16 protein-coding genes are annotated in these 22,355 nt (G+C 74.3%); 2 read left to right on the top strand and 14 right to left on the bottom strand.

Going from position 1 to position 22,355, the window contains the following annotated elements:
* Positions 1–3 precede the first annotated feature (3 nt).
* Positions 4–2,193, bottom strand: coding sequence for a DEAD/DEAH box helicase (locus ACWIX6_RS11450; protein ID WP_448612549.1), 2,190 nt, complete (start codon positions 2,191–2,193; stop codon positions 4–6).
* Between the two features lie 407 nt (positions 2,194–2,600).
* Here ACWIX6_RS11450 and ACWIX6_RS11445 point away from each other — a divergent pair, with 407 nt between their 5' ends.
* Together ACWIX6_RS11445 and ACWIX6_RS11440 are read left to right on the top strand one after the other, a co-directional pair.
* Positions 2,601–2,996 carry a cupin domain-containing protein gene (locus ACWIX6_RS11445; protein WP_448612548.1) on the top strand — a complete coding sequence of 132 codons (396 nt, stop codon included), beginning with the start codon at positions 2,601–2,603 and terminating at the stop codon, positions 2,994–2,996.
* A 107-nt stretch (positions 2,997–3,103) separates the two neighbouring features.
* The gene (locus ACWIX6_RS11440; RefSeq protein ID WP_448612547.1) at positions 3,104–6,019 is read left to right on the top strand and encodes an AAA family ATPase; all 2,916 of its coding nucleotides are present in this window, start codon (positions 3,104–3,106) and stop codon (positions 6,017–6,019) included.
* A 31-nt stretch (positions 6,020–6,050) separates the two neighbouring features.
* Here the strand turns inward: ACWIX6_RS11440 and ACWIX6_RS11435 are convergent, their stop codons facing one another.
* The 13 genes from ACWIX6_RS11435 to ACWIX6_RS11375 all read right to left on the bottom strand — a co-directional run bounded on the left by ACWIX6_RS11435 (position 6,051) and on the right by ACWIX6_RS11375 (position 22,345).
* Positions 6,051–6,593 carry a phage tail protein gene (locus ACWIX6_RS11435; RefSeq protein ID WP_448612546.1) on the bottom strand — a complete coding sequence of 181 codons (543 nt, stop codon included), beginning with the start codon at positions 6,591–6,593 and terminating at the stop codon, positions 6,051–6,053.
* Positions 6,590–8,542, bottom strand: coding sequence for a putative baseplate assembly protein (locus ACWIX6_RS11430; protein ID WP_448612545.1), 1,953 nt, complete (start codon positions 8,540–8,542; stop codon positions 6,590–6,592). The genes ACWIX6_RS11435 and ACWIX6_RS11430 overlap by 4 nt, the downstream gene beginning before the upstream one ends.
* 5 nt (positions 8,543–8,547) lie before the next feature.
* Positions 8,548–9,000 carry a GPW/gp25 family protein gene (locus ACWIX6_RS11425; RefSeq protein WP_448612544.1) on the bottom strand — a complete coding sequence of 151 codons (453 nt, stop codon included), beginning with the start codon at positions 8,998–9,000 and terminating at the stop codon, positions 8,548–8,550.
* A gap of 2 nt (positions 9,001–9,002) precedes the next feature.
* Entirely contained in the window at positions 9,003–9,284 is a 282-nt protein-coding gene (locus tag ACWIX6_RS11420; protein WP_448612543.1) for a PAAR domain-containing protein, read from the bottom strand.
* 17 nt (positions 9,285–9,301) lie between these two features.
* Positions 9,302–11,125, bottom strand: a complete 1,824-nt coding sequence (locus ACWIX6_RS11415; protein ID WP_448612542.1) for a VgrG-related protein — start codon at positions 11,123–11,125, stop codon at positions 9,302–9,304.
* Positions 11,122–11,877 carry a CIS tube protein gene (locus tag ACWIX6_RS11410; protein WP_448612541.1) on the bottom strand — a complete coding sequence of 252 codons (756 nt, stop codon included), beginning with the start codon at positions 11,875–11,877 and terminating at the stop codon, positions 11,122–11,124. Before ACWIX6_RS11410 ends, ACWIX6_RS11415 begins: the two co-directional genes overlap by 4 nt.
* Positions 11,877–12,329, bottom strand: a complete 453-nt coding sequence (locus ACWIX6_RS11405; RefSeq protein WP_448612540.1) for a phage tail protein — start codon at positions 12,327–12,329, stop codon at positions 11,877–11,879. The genes ACWIX6_RS11410 and ACWIX6_RS11405 overlap by 1 nt, the downstream gene beginning before the upstream one ends.
* 25 nt (positions 12,330–12,354) lie before the next feature.
* Positions 12,355–14,592 (bottom strand): hypothetical protein, encoded by a 2,238-nt coding sequence (locus ACWIX6_RS11400; protein WP_448612539.1) that lies wholly within the window; start codon positions 14,590–14,592, stop codon positions 12,355–12,357.
* Between the two features lie 762 nt (positions 14,593–15,354).
* The gene (locus ACWIX6_RS11395; RefSeq protein WP_448612538.1) at positions 15,355–15,573 is read right to left on the bottom strand and encodes a DUF6760 family protein; all 219 of its coding nucleotides are present in this window, start codon (positions 15,571–15,573) and stop codon (positions 15,355–15,357) included.
* Positions 15,513–15,968, bottom strand: a complete 456-nt coding sequence (locus tag ACWIX6_RS11390; RefSeq protein ID WP_448612537.1) for a hypothetical protein — start codon at positions 15,966–15,968, stop codon at positions 15,513–15,515. The genes ACWIX6_RS11395 and ACWIX6_RS11390 overlap by 61 nt, the downstream gene beginning before the upstream one ends.
* Positions 15,968–16,414, bottom strand: coding sequence for a phage tail protein (locus ACWIX6_RS11385; RefSeq protein ID WP_448612536.1), 447 nt, complete (start codon positions 16,412–16,414; stop codon positions 15,968–15,970). The genes ACWIX6_RS11390 and ACWIX6_RS11385 overlap by 1 nt, the downstream gene beginning before the upstream one ends.
* Positions 16,415–16,465: 51 nt before the next feature.
* Positions 16,466–18,046 (bottom strand): phage tail sheath family protein, encoded by a 1,581-nt coding sequence (locus tag ACWIX6_RS11380; RefSeq protein ID WP_448616968.1) that lies wholly within the window; start codon positions 18,044–18,046, stop codon positions 16,466–16,468.
* 219 nt (positions 18,047–18,265) lie between these two features.
* On the bottom strand, positions 18,266–22,345 hold the full coding sequence (locus tag ACWIX6_RS11375) for a hypothetical protein (RefSeq protein ID WP_448616967.1): 4,080 nt from the start codon (positions 22,343–22,345) through the stop codon (positions 18,266–18,268).
* Positions 22,346–22,355 lie beyond the last annotated feature (10 nt).

Here is a 22,355-nt window from a genome sequence, read left to right as displayed (position 1 = left end):
CCCTCAGAGGCCGATCGGCGAGCCCGCGGACAGCTGCCGGGAGGCCGACAGCTCGTCGGTCAGCAACGAGACCAGCGCCTCGAGCTGCACGTCGGCGGACGAGGACACCTCCTCGTCGGACCCGTCCAGCGCCCGCGCGGCGAGCCCCGCCTTGCTGTCGATCAGCTCGGCGACCCGGGCGTCGATGGTCCGCGCGGCAATGATGCGCCACGCGGTGACGGGCTCGGTCTGGCCGATGCGGTGGCTGCGGTCGATGGCCTGGGTCTGCTCGGCGTGGGTCCAGGACAGCTCGGCGAGCACGATGTTGGACGCGACCTGCAGGTTCAGGCCCACACCGGCCGCGGTCAGGGAGCAGACCGCGACGGCGACGTCGGGGTCCTCCACGAACGCGTCGATGTTCTTCTGCCGCGACGAGGGCGTCTGGTCACCGCGGATGGAGGCGAACCGGACGCCCTGCCGGGCCAGGGTCTCCTCGGCGGTGTCCATGACGTCCACGTGCTTGGCGAAGAACACGACCTTGCCGGCGCTGCGGGCCAGCTGCGCCGCGTAGTCCGCGGCGAGGCCCGCCTTCGCCTGGCCGATGCGCCGCATCATGCCGAACACGTTCTCGCCGTCCTGCGCCGCGCTCGCGTCCTTCAGCTCCGACCGGGCCACCCGGCGCACCAGGTCCAGGTCGATCGCACCGTCGACGTCCTCGGGCACCGTGTCGGTGGAGCGGCTGGCGAGCGCGGTCTCGTACCGCGACACCAGCCGGCGGGCGAGGTCCCGCTCGGCGGCCCGGATCGACCGGCCGGCGGCGCCGTCGAGCTCGACGGGGAGGTCGGCGATGCGGCGCGCGGGGATGTCGGCGGCGACGTCGACCTTGCGGCGCCGGACGATGCCCAGGTCGATCACGCTCCGGCGGGCGGCGGGGTGGAAACCCGGGTCGGCGGGGGTCAGGCCGGTGTCCTCCAGCGCGTCGATCAGCTCGCCGAGGGGCTTGCTGTCGTCGATCCAGCCGAGGAACTGCCAGATGGCCAGGAAGTCCTCGATGTCGTTGGTCAGCGGCGTGCCGGTGAGGGCCATCAGCAGGGGCCGGGGGGTGCGCGCCCGGATGCGCTCGGCGAGCTCCAGGACGTGCTGCGAGCGTTGCGACGTCTTGTTCTTGATGAAGTGCGCCTCGTCGACCACCATCCCGCGGAAGCCGAAGTCGCCCAGCCAGCCCGCGTGGCGGTCGAGCACCTCGTAGTTGACGACGACGATGTCGGAGAAGCCGTCGACGGTGTCCCCGTCGCCCTGGACGACGGTGGCCGGACGGTGCGGCGTCCAGCGGCCGGCCTCGCGGGCCCAGTTCGTCTTGACCACGTTCGGGACGACCACGAGCAGCGGATGGGCGCCGGCCGCCTCCGCGGCCAGCAGCGCCTGGGCGGTCTTGCCCAGCCCCGGCTCGTCGGCCAGCAGGAAGGTCCGGTGCCCGGCTGCCGCGGCCGCGACGACCCCGGCCTGGTGCGGCATCAGCTCCAGCCCGGTCGGCACGGGCAGCGAGGACGGGACGGGCAGCGAGGACGGCGCGGGCAGGTCCATGCAGGCGGCGTCGCCGCCGCCGGCGCGCTCGAACGAGCTGAGCAGCGGGCCGAGCAGCTCCCAGCCGGCCAGTCGGCGCGGCCGGGGAGCGCGCTGCGGCACGGCCGAGAAGTCGGGGGCCAGGAACGGGTTGGCCAGCTGCCGGGAGATCACCGACTGCGGCACCACCCGGCGCTCGGGGGTGGGAGGAGCGGCCGTCGGCTCCGGCTGCGGGGCCTCCTCCTCCAGCGGCTCGACGCCGCCGGACCGCTGCATGTCCCGGACGAGCGCCCGCGCCGCGTCGGAGACCACGGCGTCCTCGGCCAGCAGCGCCAGCAGGCCGGCGTCGCGGACGGCGGTGGTGGCCAGGATGGTGGCGATGCCGTCCAGGCGCTTGAGCTGCTCGGCCCGGTGGTTGGCGCTGCCCGTCCCGTCTGCCCGGACGCGGGCGCGCTCCTCCCGGAGCAGCAGGGCGACGGCCTGGAACTTCGCGCGGACGGCGGGCGTCACCCGGCCGCGCTGGGCGGCTGCCTCGACCTCACGGACGGTGCGGGCGAGCATGGACACGACGTCGCCGCGGTGGCGGACGCGTCGCTCGTCCCGCGGGGCGGATCGGCGGGCGCCCGTCCGGCGCTGGCCTGGTCGGGCCACGTACTCCTCCTCCTGGATGCCGGGCGCGGTCGCCCCGGCGGCATGCGCACGGGCCCGCGCACGCGACGAGGGGCGTCGCGAGCACCGGGCGTGGTGCTCCGGACCCAGCCGGCCTGCGGAGCTCCGCAGATCAGCGCCGCGGGCCCAGGGCCGCCCACGAGGAGGGTCGGCCCCGCTCAGCTGGGCTGGGGGGACCACGTCACGGGCGAGCCGTCGTCGGAGACGATACCGGTCCCGTGCTCGGTGTCCGCTCAGGTCAACGCCCTCGGGGGCGCGCCATTCCCGCGCGACCCCCGATGAGCCGTTCACCGAGGGCTGAAGGGGACGAGCAGCCTCCTTGCGACTGCTCCGGGGGGCCTCGAGCCTGGTCCGCAGCACCACGAGAGCCGCGATCGTCAGGAGGCCCGATGTCCATCGCGGAGACCAAGGACCTACCCGCTGCTGCAGACGACCTCGCGCCGGACGGCTCCGAGGTCCGTCTCCTCCTGTCTTGTGCCCGCGGCAGTTCGGCGCACTTCACACTGCCCGCCGGACGGGTCTCCCGTGCGGTTCGGCACCGCACCGTCGACGAGCTCTGGTACGTGCTGAGCGGGTCCGGGCGGATGTGGCGTCGACCCAGCTCGGAGCCGGACGGGACGGTGGAGCTCCGGCCCGGGGTCTCGCTGTACATCCCGGCCGGGACCACGTTCCAGTTCCGGGCGGGAGAGGCGGAACCCCTCATGGCTGTTGCCACCACCATGCCGCCCTGGCCCGGCGACGACGAAGCCGAGCTCTGCGAGGGCAGATGGACCCCGACGGCCTGACGGCGGGCAGCGCTCGGGCGCGTGAGAGCTGAAAGAGCCTGACACCGAGTACGGAAGTCAGTAGCGTTTCGACATCCGAGGCGGGGCCCGGCCGGTGCGAGGTTGCCATGGCTAACGGAGCTGTCCTCAGCACGAAGGTGCGCTGCCCGCCGTCGACCGGGTTGGTGCGGGACCGGCTCCTGGGCCGGGTCCCGGGTCGGGACCCGGCGCGGCTCACCGTGGTCATCGCGCAGGCCGGCTGCGGGAAGACCACGCTGCTCGCGCGGCTCGCCTCGCTGGCCACCGGCCCGACCGGGTGGTACCGGGCCGAGCCCGGTGACGCCTCGGAGGCCGCCCTGGCCACCCACCTCGCCTCCGCACTGCCGGGGGTGTCCCGCGGGCACGGCGACCGGCCGGTGCAGACGGCCGACGACCTCCTCCGCCGGCTCGACGAGTGGTCCGGGGCCCCGGCGTTGCTGGTGGTCGACGACGTGCACCACCTCGCCGGGACGCCGGCCGAGCGGGCGCTGGGCCGGGTCGTCGACCTGGCCCCGCCGCAGCTGCGGGTCGCCCTCGGGTCGCGTCGCCGGCCCTCGTTCCAGCTGTCCCGCCTGCAGGTCTCCGGTCAGGTGCACGAGCTCGACGGTGAGGACCTCCGGTTCCGCGCCTGGGAGGTCGAGCGCCTCTTCCGCGACGTGTACGCCGAGCCCCTCCCGCCGGAGACGGTGGCGGTGCTCACCCGCCGGACCGGCGGCTGGGCGGCCGGGCTGCAGCTGTTCCACCTGGCCACCGGCGGGAAGACGACCGCGGAGCGCCGCGCCGCGGTCGACTCCCTCAGCGGCAGGACACGGTTGATCCGCTCCTACCTCGCCGAGAACGTGCTCGCCGAGCTCCGCCCCGGACTCCGCACCTTCCTCACCCGGACCAGCAGCCTGGGCCTGCTCAGCGGTCAGCTGTGTGACGCGCTGCTGGACACGAGCGGCAGCCAGGCCCTGCTCCAGGAGCTCGAGGGCAGGGCGGTGTTCACCTCGTCCCCCGACGGCGGGCTCACCTTCCGCTACCACCAGGTCCTCCAGGACCACCTCGAGGCGGCCCTGCTCGACGAGCTGGGCGGTGACGCGCCCGCGTGGTACCGGCACAGCGCCGGCGTCCTGCACCGGGCCGGTCACGTGCGGGAGGCCGTGCGCGCGTACGCCTGCGCCGAGGACTGGGGGGCGGTGGCGCAGGTGCTCACCCGGGCCGGCGGGCGGCTGGTGGAGGCGAGCGTGCCGGCGTGGGACGAGCTCCTGCCGGCGGCGGTGCGGAACGAGGACCCGTGGCTCACCGTGGTGGACGCCCGGCGCCTGCTCCGCAGCGGCGACCTCGCGGCGGCCGTCGAGGGCTTCCGTCGCGCCGAGACGCTGGCTGCCGACGCCGGCACCGCGGCCTGGTGCCGCTCGGTGAGGGCACTCGCGTCGGCCTGGCTCGCCGACCCGCTGACCGGGCGGACCCCGCCCACCGGTCAGTGGGTCGAGGCGCACTGGAGCCAGCGGCTGCGCGCGGCCACCCTCCGCATCCCACCGGCGCGACTGCCGGCGCCGGCCGGTGCTCCGGGTGACCACCTCGCGGAGGGACTCATCGGCCTGCTGTCCGGGGACCTGCAGGACGGCACCTGCCGGCTCCGCATGGTGGCCGACGCAGCCCCCGCCGACTCGTTCGAGCGGATCGTCGCGCTGACCGGGTGCGCGCTCGCCGAGCTCCTCACCGCCGACGGCGGTGCCGACCGGCTGGAGGAGGCGACCCTGGCGGCGGAGGTGGCGGGCTTCGGGTGGCTCGAACGCCTCGGTCGGAGCGCCCTGCTCGCCGTCCTCTCCTCCGACCCGGACCCGGGCGCCACCGGGTGGGCCGGGGTCGTGGAGCAGTGCCGGGCCGACGGGGACCGGTGGGGTGCCGCCCTCCTGCTCCTGCTGCACGGTGGCCGGGACGTGCTGGGTGGCGGACCCGACGCGGCGGACACCCTTCTCGAGGCCGCGGAGCTGTTCAGGGAGCTGCGCGCTCCGGTGCTGGGCGTGTGGGCGCAGGCGCTGCGCGCCCTGGCGCTGGACCACCGCGGGTCGGCGGAGGCGCCCGGGGCGGCGAGGGCGGTCGAGACGGCGGCCCGGACCCTCGGCGTGGGCGGCGCCCGGGGCCTGGCGCGCGCGGTCCTCGACCGGGCGGCGGGCTCGTCGGCGACACCGCTGGGACCGGTCGCCCCTGGTCCCTCGACGGACCGGACCGACGTGCGGCTCGGCCTGCTGGGCGGCTTCCGGCTCGAGGTGGCCGGCCGGCCGGTGCCGTGGCTGAACGTGCGGCCACGGGTGCTCACCCTGCTCCGGATGCTGTGCCTGTCCCTCGACGTCGACGTGCACCGGGAGGGCCTCATCGACGCGTTGTGGCCCGACGTCCCGGTGGAGGTGGGCACCCACCGGCTGCAGGTGGCCCTCTCGAGTCTGCGGCGGGCGCTGGACGAGGCGGGACTGCCCGGTGCGGCGCTGCTGGCCCGTCGCGGCGAGGCCTACCGGCTGTCCCTCCCGCCCGGCGCGGTGGTCGACGTCCGGGAGCTGGCGGAACGGTTGGCGGAGGCCGGTCGCGAACGGTCACGGGGGCGGTTCGAGTCCGCGGCACTCGCCGCGCGCCGCGGGCTCGACCTCTACCGCGGCGACCTGCTGCCCGGGGACGGGCCGGCCGAGTGGGTGGTCGGCGAACGCGACCGGCTGCGCGTGCAGGTGGCCGGCGCGGCCCGGGAGCTGGCCGAGGACTGCCTCGTCCTGGGCGACCTGCGGGCGGGCATCGAGGCGGCCCGGCGCTCGCTGGAGCTGGACGCGTTCCAGGACGCGGCCTGGCACCTGCTCGCCGACCTGCACCAACGGGCCGGTGACCGCGCGGCCGCGGCACACGCGCGGCGACAGCACAGCAGCACGCTGGCCGGGCTCGCCGGGCTGGTCCCCCCGGCCCGACCCGGCCGACCGGGCCGACCGGGCGGGACACCGCGGCCGTCGACGCCCGTCCTGGACGGCGTCCGCTGACCGGGTGCCCGTGCCGGCGGGGACGCGGCTCTCAGCTCTGCGCCACCACCTCCACCCGGGACGTGACATGGGCTGGCACCGCCTCGGCGACGACCGCCTCGAGCCGTCGGACGTCGACAGCGGAGGGATCGGGGACGCGCAGCAGCACGTGCAGGGTCGGGACCGGACCACCGGGCAAGGGGGCGCCGGCCACGGCCGACCAGTCGGCGCCTCCGGACTCGGTCAGCTCGGGCTGCACGCCGAACCAGGCGACGACCGCGGCCCGGACGCCGTCCGCGGTGCCCCGGCTGCGGTGCAGGTCCGCGGCCCGGCCCACCAGCCGGCGGCGGAGCCGGTCCTCGGCCCCCTCGGGGAGCGCCAGTCCCACCCATCCGGCGAGCCAGTCCAGCACGTCGGGCGGGGCGGTCGCCGGGTCCAGGTAGGCCGGCAGGCAGTCCAGGGTCGCCACGACCGGGGCGAGGACCTCGTCCAGGGCCGCGCACAGCTGCTGTGCCACCGCGTCGTCCTGCAACAGGCCGGGCAGCGTCTCGACGAGCGGGAACGGCGTGGTCAGGCCGGGCACGACCCCCCTCACGACCGCACCCGCACCTGGTGGTCGTAGGAGAGCACCAGCTCGTCGGGCGCGAGGTCCAGCCGCTCGACGAGCTGGTCCCGGCGGCCGGACTCCGGGTCGGCGGGGAACAGCTGCACGCTGACCTCCTGACCCAGGTCGACGCCCGGGAGCCCGGCGAGGACGCCGACCAGTTCGCGGGTGTGCAGCGCCCGGCCCAGCGGCCACCCGGTGCCGTCCGGGCCGCCGCGGACGGGGTCCAGGTGCGCGTACAGGGCGCGGAGGACCGCCGTCCTCAGGTGGCTGCCCGAGGTGCCGTCGCGGGCGGCGAGGCTGACCACCGCCGTCACGCCGCGGTAGCCGGCCCACTGGACCAGCAGCCGGGTGCCGACCAGCCGGCGCCGGTCGAGGTGCTCGGTGATGGTCTGCAGGACGGGGCTGTCGTCCGGGCGCAGGGCCGTCAGCGACACCCGGCCCAGCTCGTCGCTGCCGACGTGCGGGACGACGACGACCCGGACACCGTGGGCGTCCGCCGGCGCGCTCCCGGCCAGGCACTGCACGCGTGCGGCCTCGGGCGCGACGTCCCGGGCCAGGTACTCGAAGTCCTCCGCGGTGACGGCCCGGTCCCGTGTCCGCAGCAGGAGCGGCCCGCGCACCTTCGCGTCGTCGACCGTCTCGCCGGGCACCCCCCCGGCGGCGCCGCGCCGGTTCTCCACGCGGGTGACGTACGGGACGCTGGTCTTCAGGACCCGGACCTGCCCCGGCCCGACGTTGCCCCGTCGCCCGCCTCCGGCGCGGTAGACCGACAGCCGCAGCCGGGCGCCCTTGGGCGGCACCGCTCCGTACTGCCGCACCGTCCCGTCCGGTTGCCGCACGGCCGGCCCGAACTCGACCGCTCCTCCGCTGTGGTCCACCCGGAAGTGGCGGTCTTCCTCATCGGAGTCGGCGAAGTGCGCCACCGCGGTCCACACCTGGGGCCCGGTGGGGCCCGAGACGCGCAGCAGCCCGCCTGTGTCGCCGGCGATCACCGGCCGGCGCTGCAACGGGAAGCGCTGGCCCGGGGAGCCGTCGGACTCCCCCAGGTCCTCGTCCCGGACGACCGCGGCGTGCAGCATCGCGGCGGTGCCGCCGATGGTGAGGGCCGACAGCTGCCGGATCTGCGGCGACTCGGTGTAGGTGTGCCGGCCGGGCGGCGGCTCCACGAGCCGGCACCGCAGCCACCCGGCGCGCTGCCGGGCGATCACCGAGGCCTGGTGGCCGCGCGGCACGTGCAGCAGGACGTCGCCGGGCCGGTTGAGGCCGCCGGTCTCGTCCCGGTCCAGCTCGCAGGCCACCCACCCGCCGGGGGTCCAGGCCTCCCAGACCAGCGGCGGGTGCCGGGGGTCGATCCCGACCCCGTGCACGGAACAGTCCAGGCGCAGCACCACGGCGCAGGAGGGCACCGCGTTGCTCAGGCCCACGAGCAGCGCGTCCCCGGGCACCGGCTGGGCGGAGAAGCAGGCGAACCCGCCGCCGTACTCCAGTGCGGTGGTGTGGTCGGCCGGCTCCTGGCCGACCAGGGCGGACCCGGCCCGGGACAGCGAGCACGGGACGATCTCCAGGTCCTCGGTGGTGGAGAGGACGACGGCGTCCTCCAGGTCGGTGCGGGGGGTGGCGACCTCCGTCTCGGCCCGCACCAGCACCGTCTGGGGCTGGGCGGCCGACAGCCAGAAGGTGACCTCCCCGCGGGCCGCGGACGGGGCGCGGAGCTCCAGGCCGAGCAGTTCCAGGAATTTGACGTAGTGCCGGTCGGGGACCCGGTTGAGCCGGTAGACCAGCTGGTCGACCATCTGCGCGCAGGCCTCGATGAGCGTGATGCCCGGGTCGGAGACGTTGTGGTCGCTCCACTCGGGGCAGCGCCGGTGCACCAGCCGCCGGGCGTCGTCCACCAGGTCCTGGAAGCTGCGGTCGTCGAGGTGCGGCGCGGGTAGCACGGGGGTCACCTCTCCAGGGCGACGACGGCCGCGCCGTCGCCGGCAGCCGGCGACACCGGCTGGGGGTGGTCGGGGATCACGTAGAACGGGAAGACCAGGTTGCGCGGGTCGTTGACGCCCCGGACGGTGTAGCGCAGGTCCACGTAGACCGTGCCGACGTCGGCCCGGTCGAAGGCGACCCGCACGTCGGTGACCTCGATGCGCGGCTCCCACCGCTCCAGCGCCGACCGGACCTCGTAGGCGATCTGCCCGGCGGTCGTGGCGTTGGCCGGGCCGAACACCAGGTCGTGGATGCGGCAGCCGAACTCCGGGCGCATGGGCCGTTCGCCGGGCGCGGTACCGAGCACCAGCCGGATCGCCTCGTCGATCTCCCGCTCGGCGGTGACCAGCGCCATGCTGCCAGTGGGGTCGGTGCGGATGGGGAAGGCCCAGCCGGCGCCGATGAACTGCGCGGCCACGGTCAGCCTCCGATCAGCACGGTGAGGGCTCCGAACACGACCGGGGCACCGCAGCCGGCGAGGTCGCCGACCCGGGCGGCGGGCAGCCCGCCGATCAGCACGGTGGGGCAGCCGGGCGGCAGCAGCGCCGTCGGCGGGTGGACGGCCGGCGGCGGGAAGGAGCACACGTGCGGCGTGCCGACGGTGGCCGCGGGCTGCCCCGCGATGAGGACGGTCGGCACCCCCGGTGGGCCGATGACCCCCGGGTGGCCGGTCGGGTCGCCGACCCTGGCTGCAGGTGGCACGGAGCGCCTCCTCGGTCCTAGTTGATCCGGACGAGGGCGGCGCTGACCGAGCACAGCGCCCCGCCCTTGACCTCGGTCTGTGCGCTCCCGGCGAGCTTGGCCAGGGTGCCGCTGAGCGACAGTTCGCCGCCGGCGGTCACCTTCACGGCGCCGCCTCCGCCGTCCATCGTGATGCCGGTCTTCGCAGAGATCTTGATGTCACCGCCCCGGAGGTCGAGGGTCGAGGCCTTGGCATCGACGACGACGCCCCGGCTCCCCTCGACCAGCACCGTGCCGTCGCTGTGCACCGTGACCGCGGTGCCGGTGGCGTCCAGGACGAGCCGCAGGGCGTCGTCGGCGGAGGTGATGCTGATCCCCTCGGTCCGGCCGTCCTGGTCCAGCAGGTCCAGCCGGTGTCCCCGCCGGGAGACCAGGGACCGCCGGTTCACCGCCCCGGAGCCGCTGTCGATGAGCGCCACCCCGCCGGCCCTGGGGGTGTCGACCCCGTTGAACAGGCCGCCGAGCACGTAGGGCCGGCGGACGTCGCCCTGCTCGAAGGCGACCATCACCTCGTCGCCGACCTCGGGGACGACCATCGCGCCGCGGTCCTTGCCGGCGCCGGGCTGCACCGTCCGGGCCCAGTCGCTGACGTAGTCGTCGGACAGCCACGGGAAGGTCAGCTGCACCCGGCCCTGCTGCTGGGGGTCGTTGACGTCGCTGACCTGACCGACGACGACCCCGGAGGCGGCTGCTCCGGCGGCGCTGCCCGACGTGAGGGCGTGCAGGCTCCGCTCCTGCCGGCCGGTGACCGACAGCGCGGTCGTGTACCCGGTCAGCGCGTCGTACCGGTGCCGGGAGGAGGTGATCGTGTACTTCCCGTCGAAGGGCGCCCCGAGGGCGTCCACCGCGATCGCGGTCCCGGCACGCAGGTCCGGGTTGCCGCGGGCCAGCGCCTCCAGTCCGGCGAACGCGCTGGCGACCTGCTCGGCCAGGGCGGCTGCCGCCGCGTCGACCTCCGCCTGCGCGCGGTAGGGCACGTCGGTGGCGACGTAGACGGGGTCGCCGAACACGCCCGCCAGTCCGGCGGGTGTCACACCGGACAGCTCGGCGCTGGCCGTGCGGGCCGGGGCGTCGGCCACCAGGGCACGCTTCTGGGCGACGTCCCAGCCCCGCACCTGCACCTCGCTGACCTGGTCGGCCGCCGTCACGGTGGCGTGCAGCCGCAGCAGGTCGGTGCCCAGGGTGAGCACGAGCGGGTCGGTGGCCGGGCGGCTGCCGCGGTCGGGGGCGTCGGAGGCCGGCCGGGGCCGGCGGAAGGAGAAGGAGCCCTTGCGGACGGCGACCTCGTAGCCGATCTCCCGGGCCAGCCCGGACAGGAACCGCCAGTCGCTGACCCCGCCCTGGGTGACGTGGTCGAAGACCGTCGACGTCGCCTCCACCTCGCCGATCCTCAGACGGGCGCGCTCGGCGACCTTCCGGGCGATGTCCGAGGCCGTCATCTGGGTGTAGGTGGCGGTCCGCCGGCCCCGGAACAGCCGGTGGGCGTGGTCGAAGCCGCGGACGACGGTGAAGGTGCCGGTGCTGTCGAACTCGACCTCGACCGCGGTGACCTCGCCGGTGATCAACGGCGACGCCGGGCTCGCCGCGCCGGTGGCGACCTCGATCGTCACGGTGGCGCCGATCTCCAGGTGGCTCTTGGCGAGCACCGTGCGGTCGGGGTCGCGGAAGCGCAGCTCGAACAGGTCGGGCAGGTGCAGCGAGTCGTCGACGTAGGCGGAGGTCAGCAGCTGCTCGACGTCGGCGGGCAGCGCATCGGCGCCGACCAGGACGCGGAAGCCGTTGGTGATCTGCACGGCGCTCACGCCCTCCCGTTCGGGAGGTCCTCGGGGGCGGGCAGCAGCAGCTCGGTCTCCGGCGCGAGCCTCAGCGGGTCGTCGATGCCGTTGTACTCGGCCAGCGGCCGCCACATCTCCGGGTCGCCGTACTCGCGGTAGGCCAGCGAGGCCAGACTGTCGCCGGCGACGACCGTGTGGTGCCGTCGCGCGGACAGCGACCCCGACGTCGGGTTCTGGCCCTTGAGCTCGCCGGCCAGCTCCTCCAGGGTCACGCCGCAGGTGGCCCGCAGCGGGGTGCCGTCGGACGCGAAGAGCGAGTACTTGGCGCTGACCGAGGTGACGAACGCCGGGAAGCCGACGACCTGCCCCCACTGGAACACCACCAGCGGCGGGCAGGCCCGCTTCTGCCCGCGGGTCTCCACGGTCGGGATGCAGCACGACAGCAGCGTCTCCACCTGGCCCACCACGCCGCCGCGGTCCTTCTTGCCGGCCGCGTCGAAGAACATCTCCACCGTCAGCTTGGACGGGTCGGCGCCGCGGAACTCCGCCGGCCCGGCCGTGCCGGCGCTGCGGGCCGGCTTGCGCTCCCACTTCGCCGACTTGGCCAGCGAGAGCTCCTTGGGGTTGAACTGGAACGCGATCGTCGCCAGCTCGGCACCCAGCGCGTCCTTGCCGCTGGCCCCCGGCTTGGCCTCGTGCAGGACGAGCTTGGCGTGGTCGAGCTGCGGGCCCGGCGCGGGCCCGGACATCCCCGGGTGGAGCGCGACGACGGTCCCCATCACGACCCCTGCGGGCGGAAGCCGTGGTGGGCGATCTCGAGGGTCTCGGTGGCCACCTTCGGGGAGTCCACGGTGAGGCTGGGCCCGGTCCACCGCACCGGGATGACGTCGGTGAGCGACCAGGACGCGACGGGCTGGTCCTGGGCGTTGCGGGCGGTGATGGTCGCGCTGCACCGGGTGTAGCCGCCCACCATCGAGGCGAACCAGTCCGTGACCTTGCTGGTGTCCTTGCCCAGCGGCCGGGTGAGCTTGATGTTGGAGTACTTGATCCGGGTCGGCAGCTGCCAGACGAAGTCGTTGTTGCCGCCCTCCTCCCGCTGCTCGATGACCAGTTCGGCCCCCAGCCCCTCGCAGCTGATGAAGGTGCCCAGGCTCTTGGCCTCGATCTTCACGTCGAAGCAGACGCTGACGGCGGGATCGCTGTCAGCGGAGGCGTCGCTGGCGGTGGTCACGGGCCCCTCCTCGGTTCTCGGGTGGTCAGTGGCGGAGGTCGGCGGCGAGGCCGGCCCGCTCGCGGTCCAGGCGCAGCTCGGCGCGCAGCCGGGCCGAGAGCGGGTCGAACAGGCGCCGAGCGAGGTCGTCGAGGTCCGGGGTCCCCGCCGTGGCCGCCGGTGCAGGACCGGCCGGTGCGGCAGCGGCCGGTACGGGAGTCGGTGGGGGTCCGGCGGTGCCCGCCGGGTCCGGCCCGACCGGGGTGCCGGCCGGAGCCGGCCCGTCCGCTGCCGGCTGCGTCCCCAGCGGCTCGCCGGCGGGGTCCTCGTCGCGCTGGACCCGGGGCGGGACGAAGACGACCGACCCGTCGACGTCCCGGCGGGCCAGACCCAGGGCGAGGGCGGTGCTGCCGGGGTCGGGGGCGCGCTGGGCGACCGGGCCTGCGGGGAACGGGCGCGCGAGCTCCCCTGGGCCACCCCCGAACCGCGTGCCGCTGCCTTGGACCGCCGGTGCCGCGTCCGGTCCTGACGTGTCCCATCCGGGCACGGTCGGCGCCGCTCCTGGACCGGTCGGCGGCAGCGAGCGGGGCGCCGTCCCCGTCCACCCGGCGTGTGGCACGGCCCCGGGCCAGGGCAGCGACCCCGGCCCGGGAGGCGGCTGATCGGCCTCGGCGGTGGCCGCCGTCCCGGACGGGCGGGTGGACCGCTGGACCGTCCCGGCCGGCGCCGCCGCCCCGGACCCCGTCCGGTCCCTCTGCAGTGGGACGAGCCGGACCTGCGGGTCGGGGCCGACGGTGCCGTCTGTACCGCCGGTGCGTCCCGGCGCCGGCCGGGACGCCGTGCCGGCCGCCAGTGCGGCACCCGGCACGGTGCCGTCCGGCGACCGCTGGACCACGGGCGCGGCGGACCAGGCGGGCGCCGGCGCGCCGGACCCCAGGCCAGATCCCAGGCCGGGCCGCTCGCCGAGCAGCGGCGCGATCGCCTCGGGCAGCGGAGCGGCCTCCGGTTCGTCTTGCTGCGCGGCCGGGGCGGGCGGGGGGTCCTCCTCGTGCCCGGCCGGGGCGGGCGCGGGCTGCGGCGCTGTCGCAGCTGCCGGGACGAGGGTGTCTGTGCCGGACGCGGCCGGCTCGGGCGCCGGGGCGGTCGGTCCCTCGGGGTCGGCGGCGCGCTGCACGACCGGGGCGGCCGGTCCGGTCGCCACCGCCGAGTCGTGTCCGCTGGTCACCGGGTGGCCGCCCGGCACGGAGTGCGGAGCTGCCTGGGCCGCGGACTGCGGTGTGACCCGACCCGACGGGACCAAGGGCGCCGGGGGCAGGGGCGCCGGGGTCAGGGGCGCCGGGGTCGTCGGGGCACCCGCGGGCTCGTCCGTCCGCGGCTGCGCGACCGTCGGCAGATCGGGCACGCTCCGCTGGACGGCCGGCAGCACCCCAGGCCCGCCGTCCGGTGTGCCCGTCCGGCCGGGGAGGTGGAGCTCCTCCGGCGTCCCGGGCAGGGCCGGTGGACCCGGCTCCGGCAGCAGCGGGCGTCCAGCGGTCAGCGGGGCGACCACGACCGGAGCCTCCCGCTCCCCGGCCGATGCGGCCGCGGCTGCCGAGGCCGGGCCGAGCTCGTCGGGCCCGGTGGTCGGAGTCGACCCGGGGTCCAACGGGGACGGCGTCGGCGCGGCACCGTCCCCCGTCGTCGACGCGGTGGAGCGGTCGACGGCCGGCACGGGTGCCGGCCCGTCTCCCCGGGGACCCGCCGGCGGGGTGGGGGCGGCCGGAGGCGCGACGAGTGGCGCCGACCGCTGCAGCGGCAGCTCCGACCGCGGCCCGGCGGGCTGCGCGGGCGTCCGCTCTCCGTCGTCCGACTGCCCGCGGAACGGTCGGGTGCCCGGGGTGGCCTCGGGCAGGCCCGCGCCGAGCCGCTGGACGTCGACCGGACCGGTCAGCGGTTCGCCGATCCGGGACCGGCGCGGCCGGGACGGCCCGACCGGCGCCGAGGGCGCCGACGGGGGCGCCAGGGTGCCGTCGGCGCGGACCGCGGTCCCCGGGTCGACGGGGACCACCTGTCGCTGCACGTCCGGGCCGGAGCCGGCGGGCGCCGACGTTGCGGACGTCGGTGTCCAGTGCCGGCCCTGGCCCGCGGTCGCGGCCACCGGCAGGTCCACCCCCGTCCGCGGCCCGCCGTCCCGGCCCGCCGGAGCCGACGGCGCCTGGTGGGCGACCGGCTGCGGTCCGGTCGCCGCGCCCCCGTCCGCTGCCGGCCCGGAGTGCCCCGCGTCCGAACCCACCAGCGGGGACACCGGCTGACCTGCTTTCACCGGGTCCGGCCGGCCTGGGGCACCGCCCAGGGCGCTGGCCTCGTCGACCGGACGCTGGACCGGCTGGTCACTTCCATCGCGACCACTCGGCTCCGGCACCCGGGGACCGGTCGTGTCGGCGGTCCCCGGGAGCCGCTGGACGGCGACGGACGCCGCGGGCCGGCGGGGCAGGTCGACGTCCACCGGGCGGGCGGTGGTCAGGCCGGCCGTCGGGACCCCGGCGCTGACGACCGGCACCCGCCAGGTGTCCCCGGGGTCCGGCTCAGGAGCCGGTGTGCCGGGCATGGGCAGCACCGCCTCGTCGGTGGTGGCCGGGGCGTCGGCCTGGGTCGGGGCCTCGGGCTGGGCCGGGCGCGGCACCGCGGCCTCGGGGTCGGCCAGCCGCGAGACGTGCGGCGACGGCGCCCGACGGGCCGGTCCCGGCCGGAGCACCAGGTCCGACGGGGCGGCGTACGCACCGGACGGCCGCGGTGCGACCGGCTCGACCAGCCCGTGCACCCGGCCGCTGGGCCCGTCCGGGTCGACGACGTGCCCGAGTGGGGTGCCCGACCGCGGGTCGGCCCAGGTGGTCAGCGCATCGGTGAGGCGTTGCAGGGGGGCGGTGACGGGCATCGGCGGGATCGACCGCAGCGGGGGCAGGCTGCGCCAGCCCGGGGCCCGCGGTGGCGGCTCCGGGAGGTCCGGAACGGCCGGGACAGGCACCGCCTGGGTGGCCGTCCGTCGCCACGGCCACCGGAACACCGCTCACCTCCCGTTCTGCATGCGCGTGTTGATCCGGGCGATCTCGTCGGCCCACCGCCGGCGTTCGGGGTGCTCGAGGTCGAGCAGGTCGTCGAGGGACCAGTGGAAGTGGTAGGCGACGTACGCGATCTCCTCGTGCATCCGGTCGGTCGCGTACGTCGCTATTCCCCCAGGCGGCCCCCGGCGACGTCGACGGCGAACTCCGACCCGCAGGAGGGACACGTGACGGCGGCCCGGGTGTGGCCCTCGGTGTTGACCCGGCGGTAGAGGTCCTGCAGGAAGGCCAGGTCGGAGGCGAAGAGGTTCTCGATGACGCCGGAGTGGACGTCGTCGAGGGTGCCCAGGCGCGTGACCACCCGGCCGAGCAGGACGACGCTCAGGTACGCCGGGTTCTCGCGCACGCGGTCGTCCCGCAGCGGCACCAGCTCGTCGCGGGCCGTGGCGAGCCGCATGACGCCGTCCCGGTGCACCGTCCCACCGCCGTCGACGTACCCGCGAGGGAGCAGGAAAGGGAACTCCGTGCGCATCCGCTCCCGCGGCTGCTCCCCGTGATCCGGTCCCGGCTCGGACCCGACCCGGTCGTCCAGCGCGACGCCGCCGTTCAGCGTCCGGCGCATCAGCCGACCTCGAGCCGCTCGTAGGTCACGGTGAGCTTCTCGGTGAGCACGCTGGTGTCCCCGGCCTTGAGCGAGCCGATCTCGAGCGACTTGGCCCAGGCACCGGTGAGGTTGTACCGCTTGATCTCCGCGCCCTCGTAGTCGAAGACGATGATCGAGCCGCTCTTGCGCGAGTTGGCCATCTTCCCGAACTGGGAGTCCTTGATCCAGTCGTCGAAGCCCTTGTCGTCGGTGAGGCCGCGGGTCAGCGTGCACTCGCCGGCCTTCCACCGGCCCGGCAGCTTCTTGATCACGTACTTGCCGTCCGGGCCGTTCTGCTTGAGCTCGATGACGTCCTGCTCCATCTTCAGGCCGCTCACCTCGGTGATGGCCGCGATGGCGATGCCTTGCACCTCGAGTCCGAAGCTGCAGCCGACTGCGCTGTCGGGCTTCTCGGGAAGGGGCATGGGGGCTACCTCTCTGTGACAGGGGTCGGGCAGATCGGGAGGTGGGCGGCGTCACTCGTTGACCAGGGCGGTCCCGCCGGAGAACTGGGCCAGGCGGAAGACGACGAACTCGGCCGGCTTGACCGGTGCGACGCCGATCTCGCAGAGCACCTGCCCCAGGTCGATGGCCTCGGCAGGGTTCGTCTCGTCGTCGCACTTGACGTAGAACGACTCGTCCGGAGTGCTGCCGAACAGGGCGCCCTTCCTCCACTCGTTGACCAGGAAGGCGCCGACGTCGCGGCGGAGGCGGGCCCACAGCGCCCGGTCGTTGGGCTCGAAGACCGACCACTGGGTGCCGTTGAGGATCGACTCCTCCAGGTAGTTGAACAGCCGCCGGACGTTGAGGTAGCGCCACGCCGGGTCGGAGGACAGCGTGCGGGCGCCCCAGACCCGGATGCCACGGCCGGGGAAGGTGCGCAGGCAGTTGATGCCGACCGGGTTCAGCAGGTCGTGCTCGTTCTTCGTGATCTGCACCTCGAGGGAGAGCGCGCCGCGGATCACCTCGTTGGCGGGGGCCTTGTGCACGCCCCGGGTGTCGTCGTTGCGACCCCATATCCCGGCCATGTGGCCGCTGGGCGGCATGAACATGCTGGCGCCGCTGGCCGGGTTCATGACCTTCACCCAGGGCCAGTAGAGCGCGGCGAACTTGGAGTCGTAGCCGGCGTCCTCGATGCGCCAGTCCTTGATCTGCTGGGCGTTGAGCGCCGGCGGCGGGTCGAGGATGGCCATCCGGTCACCCATCAGCTCGCAGTGGGTGATCATCTGCAGCTGGACGGCCTTGACCGCCTCGAGGTCCAGGGCCCCCTGCTGGTAGGCGCTCATCAGGTCGGGGACGCAGAGCATCGTGATCTCGTCGATGGCCTCCAGGCCGCCGAACCCGGTGCGCTCGGCGACGTCGCCGACGTAGTCGTCCGGGGACAGCCGGGGTGAGGGGACGGAGGCCGGCGACGGTGGCGCCGGAGGTGGGGTCAACGTCGCCGTGGTCCCGGACGCCGGCCGCTCGAGCTGCCCGGTGGAGGCCTCCTCCAGCTTGATCAGCTTGGACGCGGCGTTGACCATCGTGGCCACGTTGGTCCTGCCCCGGCCGGTCGTGGCCCGGTCGTACTCCTCCTTGACCTCGCCGTTCTGCCGGACGACGAGCTTGAACATCTCCTCGCTCGGCGCGTCGCCGCCGGGGTCGGCGACCTCGACGGTGAGTTCACCGGGCCGGGAGCCGCCGTCCAGGGCGATCACCCGGTAGCCGCCGAGAGCCGCCTGCGGGGCCTGCGGGAGGGCCGCCTGCTGGCGCGGGCCGCTGCCGTTGCCCCGCGCGTGGCCGTTCGACGAGCCGTCCTCACCGATCCGGACGACGTAGCAGTTGCCGCCGCCGTTCTGGAAGTAGGCGTAGACGCTGTGCGCCAGGTACGAACCGTCGACGAAGTCACCGAAGGTCGTCGTGAACTGGTTCCAGTTCGTCACCAGCGTGGCTTCGTTGAACGGTCCCTTGGCGGCCAGGCCCACGAAGGCGGCCACCGCCGTGCCGACGCCCTCGATCGGCCGGGACCCCGACTGCGCCTCTTCGATGTAGACGCCCGGGGACAGATACGTGGGCATGCCCGCCTCCTGCTCGCGTGTGGCTGGTGCAAGGAGCGTGGCGCGGCCACGGTCTGCTGGGCAGGAGCGAGTGGACGCCCACCGGGGCACGGCGACCTGCGCTTACGGGCACGGGCAGTGGGGGCAGGCCGGGTCACCTTTCGAAGCCTTGGTCATGAGACCTGCGCAGGCGGCTGAGGATGTCGATCCGAACCCGCCCCGGGGCGTCGAGGCGTCCGGCTACTTGGTCCCTGCCGTGATCGCGACGACCTTCTGCGCCAGCTCCTGGAGCCGCTTGTCCGGGATCTTGAGTTGCTCCAACACGAAGTTGACGCCTTGCTTCTCGCGGACGTCCTTCTCCGTGCGGCCGCGAGCGACTCCGCCGCCGGTAACGCCTCGCACCCGAATGCCCGCGCGCGAGAAGCCCTCGAGCCTACGATCGATCCCATCCACCAGCAATTGAGCAGGCACCTCGACGCCATCCCTGCCCAGGTCGGGACTCAACCGCTCAAGGTCCTGCCCCGGTTGCCCCAAGTGCTCGGATCCCTCGAACTTCCGCTTCGCCCGGTACTCCAAGTCCTCTTCACTGTGGTTGGCCAGAACGGCCCGTCTGGCCTGCAAATACTGGGCGTTGGTCGCGTCACTTGGATCGACGGAAGGGTGTTCTTTCGCCACCAAGTCGTCGATGGCTTCGGAGCGCGCTTCCTTCTTGTCTGCGGCGCTCGCCTTGTCCCAGGGCTCCCGCACTCGAGACAGCTCCCGCTTCGCACCACCGGACTTGCTCTCCAGGATCTCGAGCACGCGGATGAAGGGCCCGATCTTGTCGGTTCCCAAGATGGCCTTGACGCCATCCCCGAGGTCAGCGCCGCTCGCCTTGACCCGATGGGCTGCGAGTACTTGAGGAAGTGGCGAGTCCCCGGGAGTCTTCGGCTTGCCGATGTCGGCGACGCTTCCAGCTGAGGCATTCTCAGCCGCTGTCTCCGTGACGGCGTGGGCAAGCGCAAGTTCCTCGAGGATCTGCCCCTTGGCTTGCTCCACCCGCGTCTTTGCGAAGATCCGCTCGATGGCCTTGACGTCAAGGCCGAGCGCTGTCAACTCCGACGCTGGTGGGGCCGCGAGATCCAAGGCCGCTTTGCCGGTGTCCTTGCTGCCCTTGGGATTGACCTTGCCCAGGACCTTCCACACCCGCCCCTCGGCAACGACCTCCAGCGAAGACATGCGGTACCGCAGGCGAACGGCCGTCATCAACGGTCGGATCAATGACTGAGGCACGGCCCGCCCAGGCAGCCTGTCGATCACCTTGCTGGCCGTCGTCAATCCTGCCTCGAGCCGCTTCCTCTTGTCCGCCTCGATCTGTTCCGGCGTCTTCTCCTTGATGCCCAGCGTCTTCTTGACCTTGCTGGTCAGCTTCTTGGCGGCGCCCTTGGCCTTCGCCTTGAGCGACCCCAGGAACCGCTTGCCGTAGTGCACGGCCTTGCCGATCACCCAGTCGATGGCCTTGTTGACCGGCTTCTGCACCGTCTCGATGATCTTCTTGATCTTCTCGGAGATCCCGCCGAGGCCCAGCAGCGAGGCGAGGAACCCGATGATGACCGGCAGCATCTTGGCCATCGTCTGCTCGATCTTCGACGCGACCGCACCCACGCCTCCGCCGGCGATCGACTCGACCGAGTCGAGGACCGCGTCGACGAACTCCTTGATCTGGTCGGCCTTCTCCACGAAGAACATGACGACGTCGTAGATCATCTTGCAGGCCTTGATGAAGGCGCCGGCCGGGTTGAGCATCGAGATCAGCCAGGTGATCCCGGCCTTGACGATCTGGGTGACCACCATGTCCTGGATCTGGGTGAGCACCATCTCCTTGAGGTCGCCGACCTTCTCCAGGACGACCTTCCACAGCCCACCCAGGCCCTCGGTCATGAACAGCTTGACGACCTCGAGCCCGCTCTCGATCTTGCCCATCACGCCGGCGCCGATCTTCGCCACGATCCGGGAGCGGACATTGGCCCAGGTGAGGCCGAAGATCGACCCGACGAGCTTGAGGACGCCCTTGAGGTCGAAGGTGTCGGGCAGCTCGATGCCGCCCGCGGCCAGCGCTCCGAACAGCCAGGCCTGCAGACCCTTCTTCAGGTGCTCCCAGATGTTGGACGCGAAGGCCTGGATGCCGCCCTTCACCGCGTTGACGAAGTTCCCGAGGAACCCGATCGGGTCCTTGATGATCTTCCCGACCGCCCCGGCTGCGCGGGCCAGGACGCCCAGCAGCATGTCCTTGAGCTTCAGGACCGTCTGGACGGCGGCCTTGATCGCCCCGACGGCCTTGCCGACCAGCCCCTTGTTCTCCTCCTGCAACTGCTCGATCCGGTCGTCGAGGCCCTTGCGCGACTCGACGTACTTCGACGCCAGGCTGTCGACCAGCGCCTCCTGCTTCGAGGCGACGTCGGAGTCCAGCCGCTCGAACTGGTCGCCGACCGCCGTCGCCGCCTCGGCGCCCACCTTCTGCAGGTCGCCCGGCAGCGTCTTGACGTACGCGGCGATCTCGGCCTTCCCCGCCGCGATGCGGTTCTTCGCGGTGGCCAGCTCGGTGCCGACGATGTCGGCCACCGTGGAGATGACCCCGTCCATCTCCTTCAGGTACAGCTCCCGGCCGGCCACGTAGAACTCGTTGACCTCCGACGGCATGTCGGCGACCTTGTCCTTCAGCCACCGGTAGCCGCCCAGCCAGCCGCCGTACCGGTCCTTCTTGTAGGCCGACATCTTGGCCTCGACGAACGCCTCGAAGGCGGCTCGCGCCCCCTTCTCGCCGTCCTCGAATGCCTTGTCGACCTTGGGGTCGATGCCGTCGAGAGTCTTCTTCACGTCGGCCTCGGTGGCCGCGAAGATCGACTGCACCTTCGCCGAGACCTCCGCCCGCCGCGCCTCGTCCTTCCCCTTCGTCTCGGCCTTGCTCGCCATCACCTGGGACAGCGCGGCCGTCCGCGACCCGTGCATGCCGCCGACGGCCGCCGCGGTCGTCGCGGTGGCCTCGGCGCGGGTCTGGCCGAGGACCGCGGCCTCCTCCTGCCGGAACTGCCCCGGCGCGGTGTCAGCGTGCTGGGCGGCCTCCTGCTTTGCCGCGAGCGCTCCGGTGAACTCCGGCTCGTTGGACCTCGCCAGCTGGTCCTCGGTGACGTCGGCGCCGGCCAGCTCCTGATCCACCTGCTGCTTGCCGGCAGCGAGGTTGAGCTGCTCGGGCGGAGCGGGCTTCGGCACGGCCCCGCCCGCCGGGATGGCGGCGGGCCGGCCGGGGTCCTCCTGCGACAGCGCGCCGACCGGCTTCGGTTCAGCCTTGGAGGTGTCCGGCGCGGCCGACGTGGCGGTCTCGATCTTCTCGGCCGCCTGCGCCTTGTTCCCGCCCACCATGCCCTTCACGTCGTTCTTGACCTCGGCGGCCTTCCCCGACTTCTTGTACTCGGCGGCCTCCTCCAGCGACTTCGGCGACTTGGCCTCGATGGCGGCCTTGACCGCGACGATGAACGCCTTCTTGTCGAACGACCCGGCGGGCTGGGCGTCCATCGTGTCGACCTTGGCGGCCTTGGCCTGGCTGTCGACGTCGTCGGACGGTGCGACCGCGGCGTCCTGGGCCTCCCTGGCCTTGGCGGCGGCCGGGGGGTGCGCCCGCGCCACCGCGGCGGAGCGGGCTGCTGCGCCGGTCACCGCGATGAACGCAGGGTCGGCGGCCGGTGCGGTGTGCGCGGGCGGGACGGGCGGCGCCGAGCGGTCCACCGGGCCGGCCGGGGCCGACGCCGGGCCTGCGGCCGCAGCGGGGGCCGGCGGACGTGGACCGGCCGCCCCCCGGCCGGCAGCGGGGGCCGGCGGCCGGCGCGCACCCTTGGCGAGCGGCGACTTCGCCGGCAGCGGCTTGGGCGGGGGGACGGGACGCTTGTCGGGCACCGCCGCCGGTCCGAAGCCCGTCCGGGTCACGGCCAGCGCTGACGCCGGTGGCTTCTGTGCCGCGCCGTCGATGTCGACCGGCACGCCCACCGCCTTCGCGGCCTCCAGCCCCTTCTCGAGGCGCGGGAGGTCGGGGGTGTCCTTGCGGGCCTCGGCCAGCGCGGCGTCGAGATCCGCGGCGCGCGCGCCTCCGTCGGGTCGCACCTTGGCCGCCAGCAGGGCGTTGACCGCGGCGTTCCCCGCGGACCGCTGCAGGGCGAGCAGCCGGACGGCGCCGGGGCCGCCGGGGTCGGCGGTGCCCACGTCCCGCGCCGCGGGCGGACGCCGGCTGTCCGCCTGGCGCGCGCGCCGGGAGGCGTCGTGCAGGCTGTCGACGATCGCGCGGTCCATGCGTGGCTCC

The sequence above is a fragment of the Modestobacter sp. URMC 112 genome, from assembly GCF_053502575.1.
Note: the sequence above shows the minus strand (reverse complement) of the source record. Positions and strands in the feature narration are given on the sequence as shown.

Excerpts from the sequence above, each read along its gene's own strand:
- ACWIX6_RS11375 (WP_448616967.1), bottom strand. The coding sequence starts at position 22,345 with ATGGACCGCGCGATCGTCGACAGCCTGCACGACGCCTCCCGGCGCGCG.
- ACWIX6_RS11445 (WP_448612548.1), top strand. The coding sequence starts at position 2,601 with ATGTCCATCGCGGAGACCAAGGACCTACCCGCTGCTGCAGACGACCTC.
- ACWIX6_RS11390 (WP_448612537.1), bottom strand. The coding sequence starts at position 15,968 with ATGCGCCGGACGCTGAACGGCGGCGTCGCGCTGGACGACCGGGTCGGG.
- ACWIX6_RS11385 (WP_448612536.1), bottom strand. The coding sequence starts at position 16,414 with ATGCCCCTTCCCGAGAAGCCCGACAGCGCAGTCGGCTGCAGCTTCGGA.
- ACWIX6_RS11410 (WP_448612541.1), bottom strand. The coding sequence starts at position 11,877 with ATGGGGACCGTCGTCGCGCTCCACCCGGGGATGTCCGGGCCCGCGCCG.
- ACWIX6_RS11440 (WP_448612547.1), top strand. The coding sequence starts at position 3,104 with ATGGCTAACGGAGCTGTCCTCAGCACGAAGGTGCGCTGCCCGCCGTCG.
- ACWIX6_RS11380 (WP_448616968.1), bottom strand. The coding sequence starts at position 18,046 with ATGCCCACGTATCTGTCCCCGGGCGTCTACATCGAAGAGGCGCAGTCG.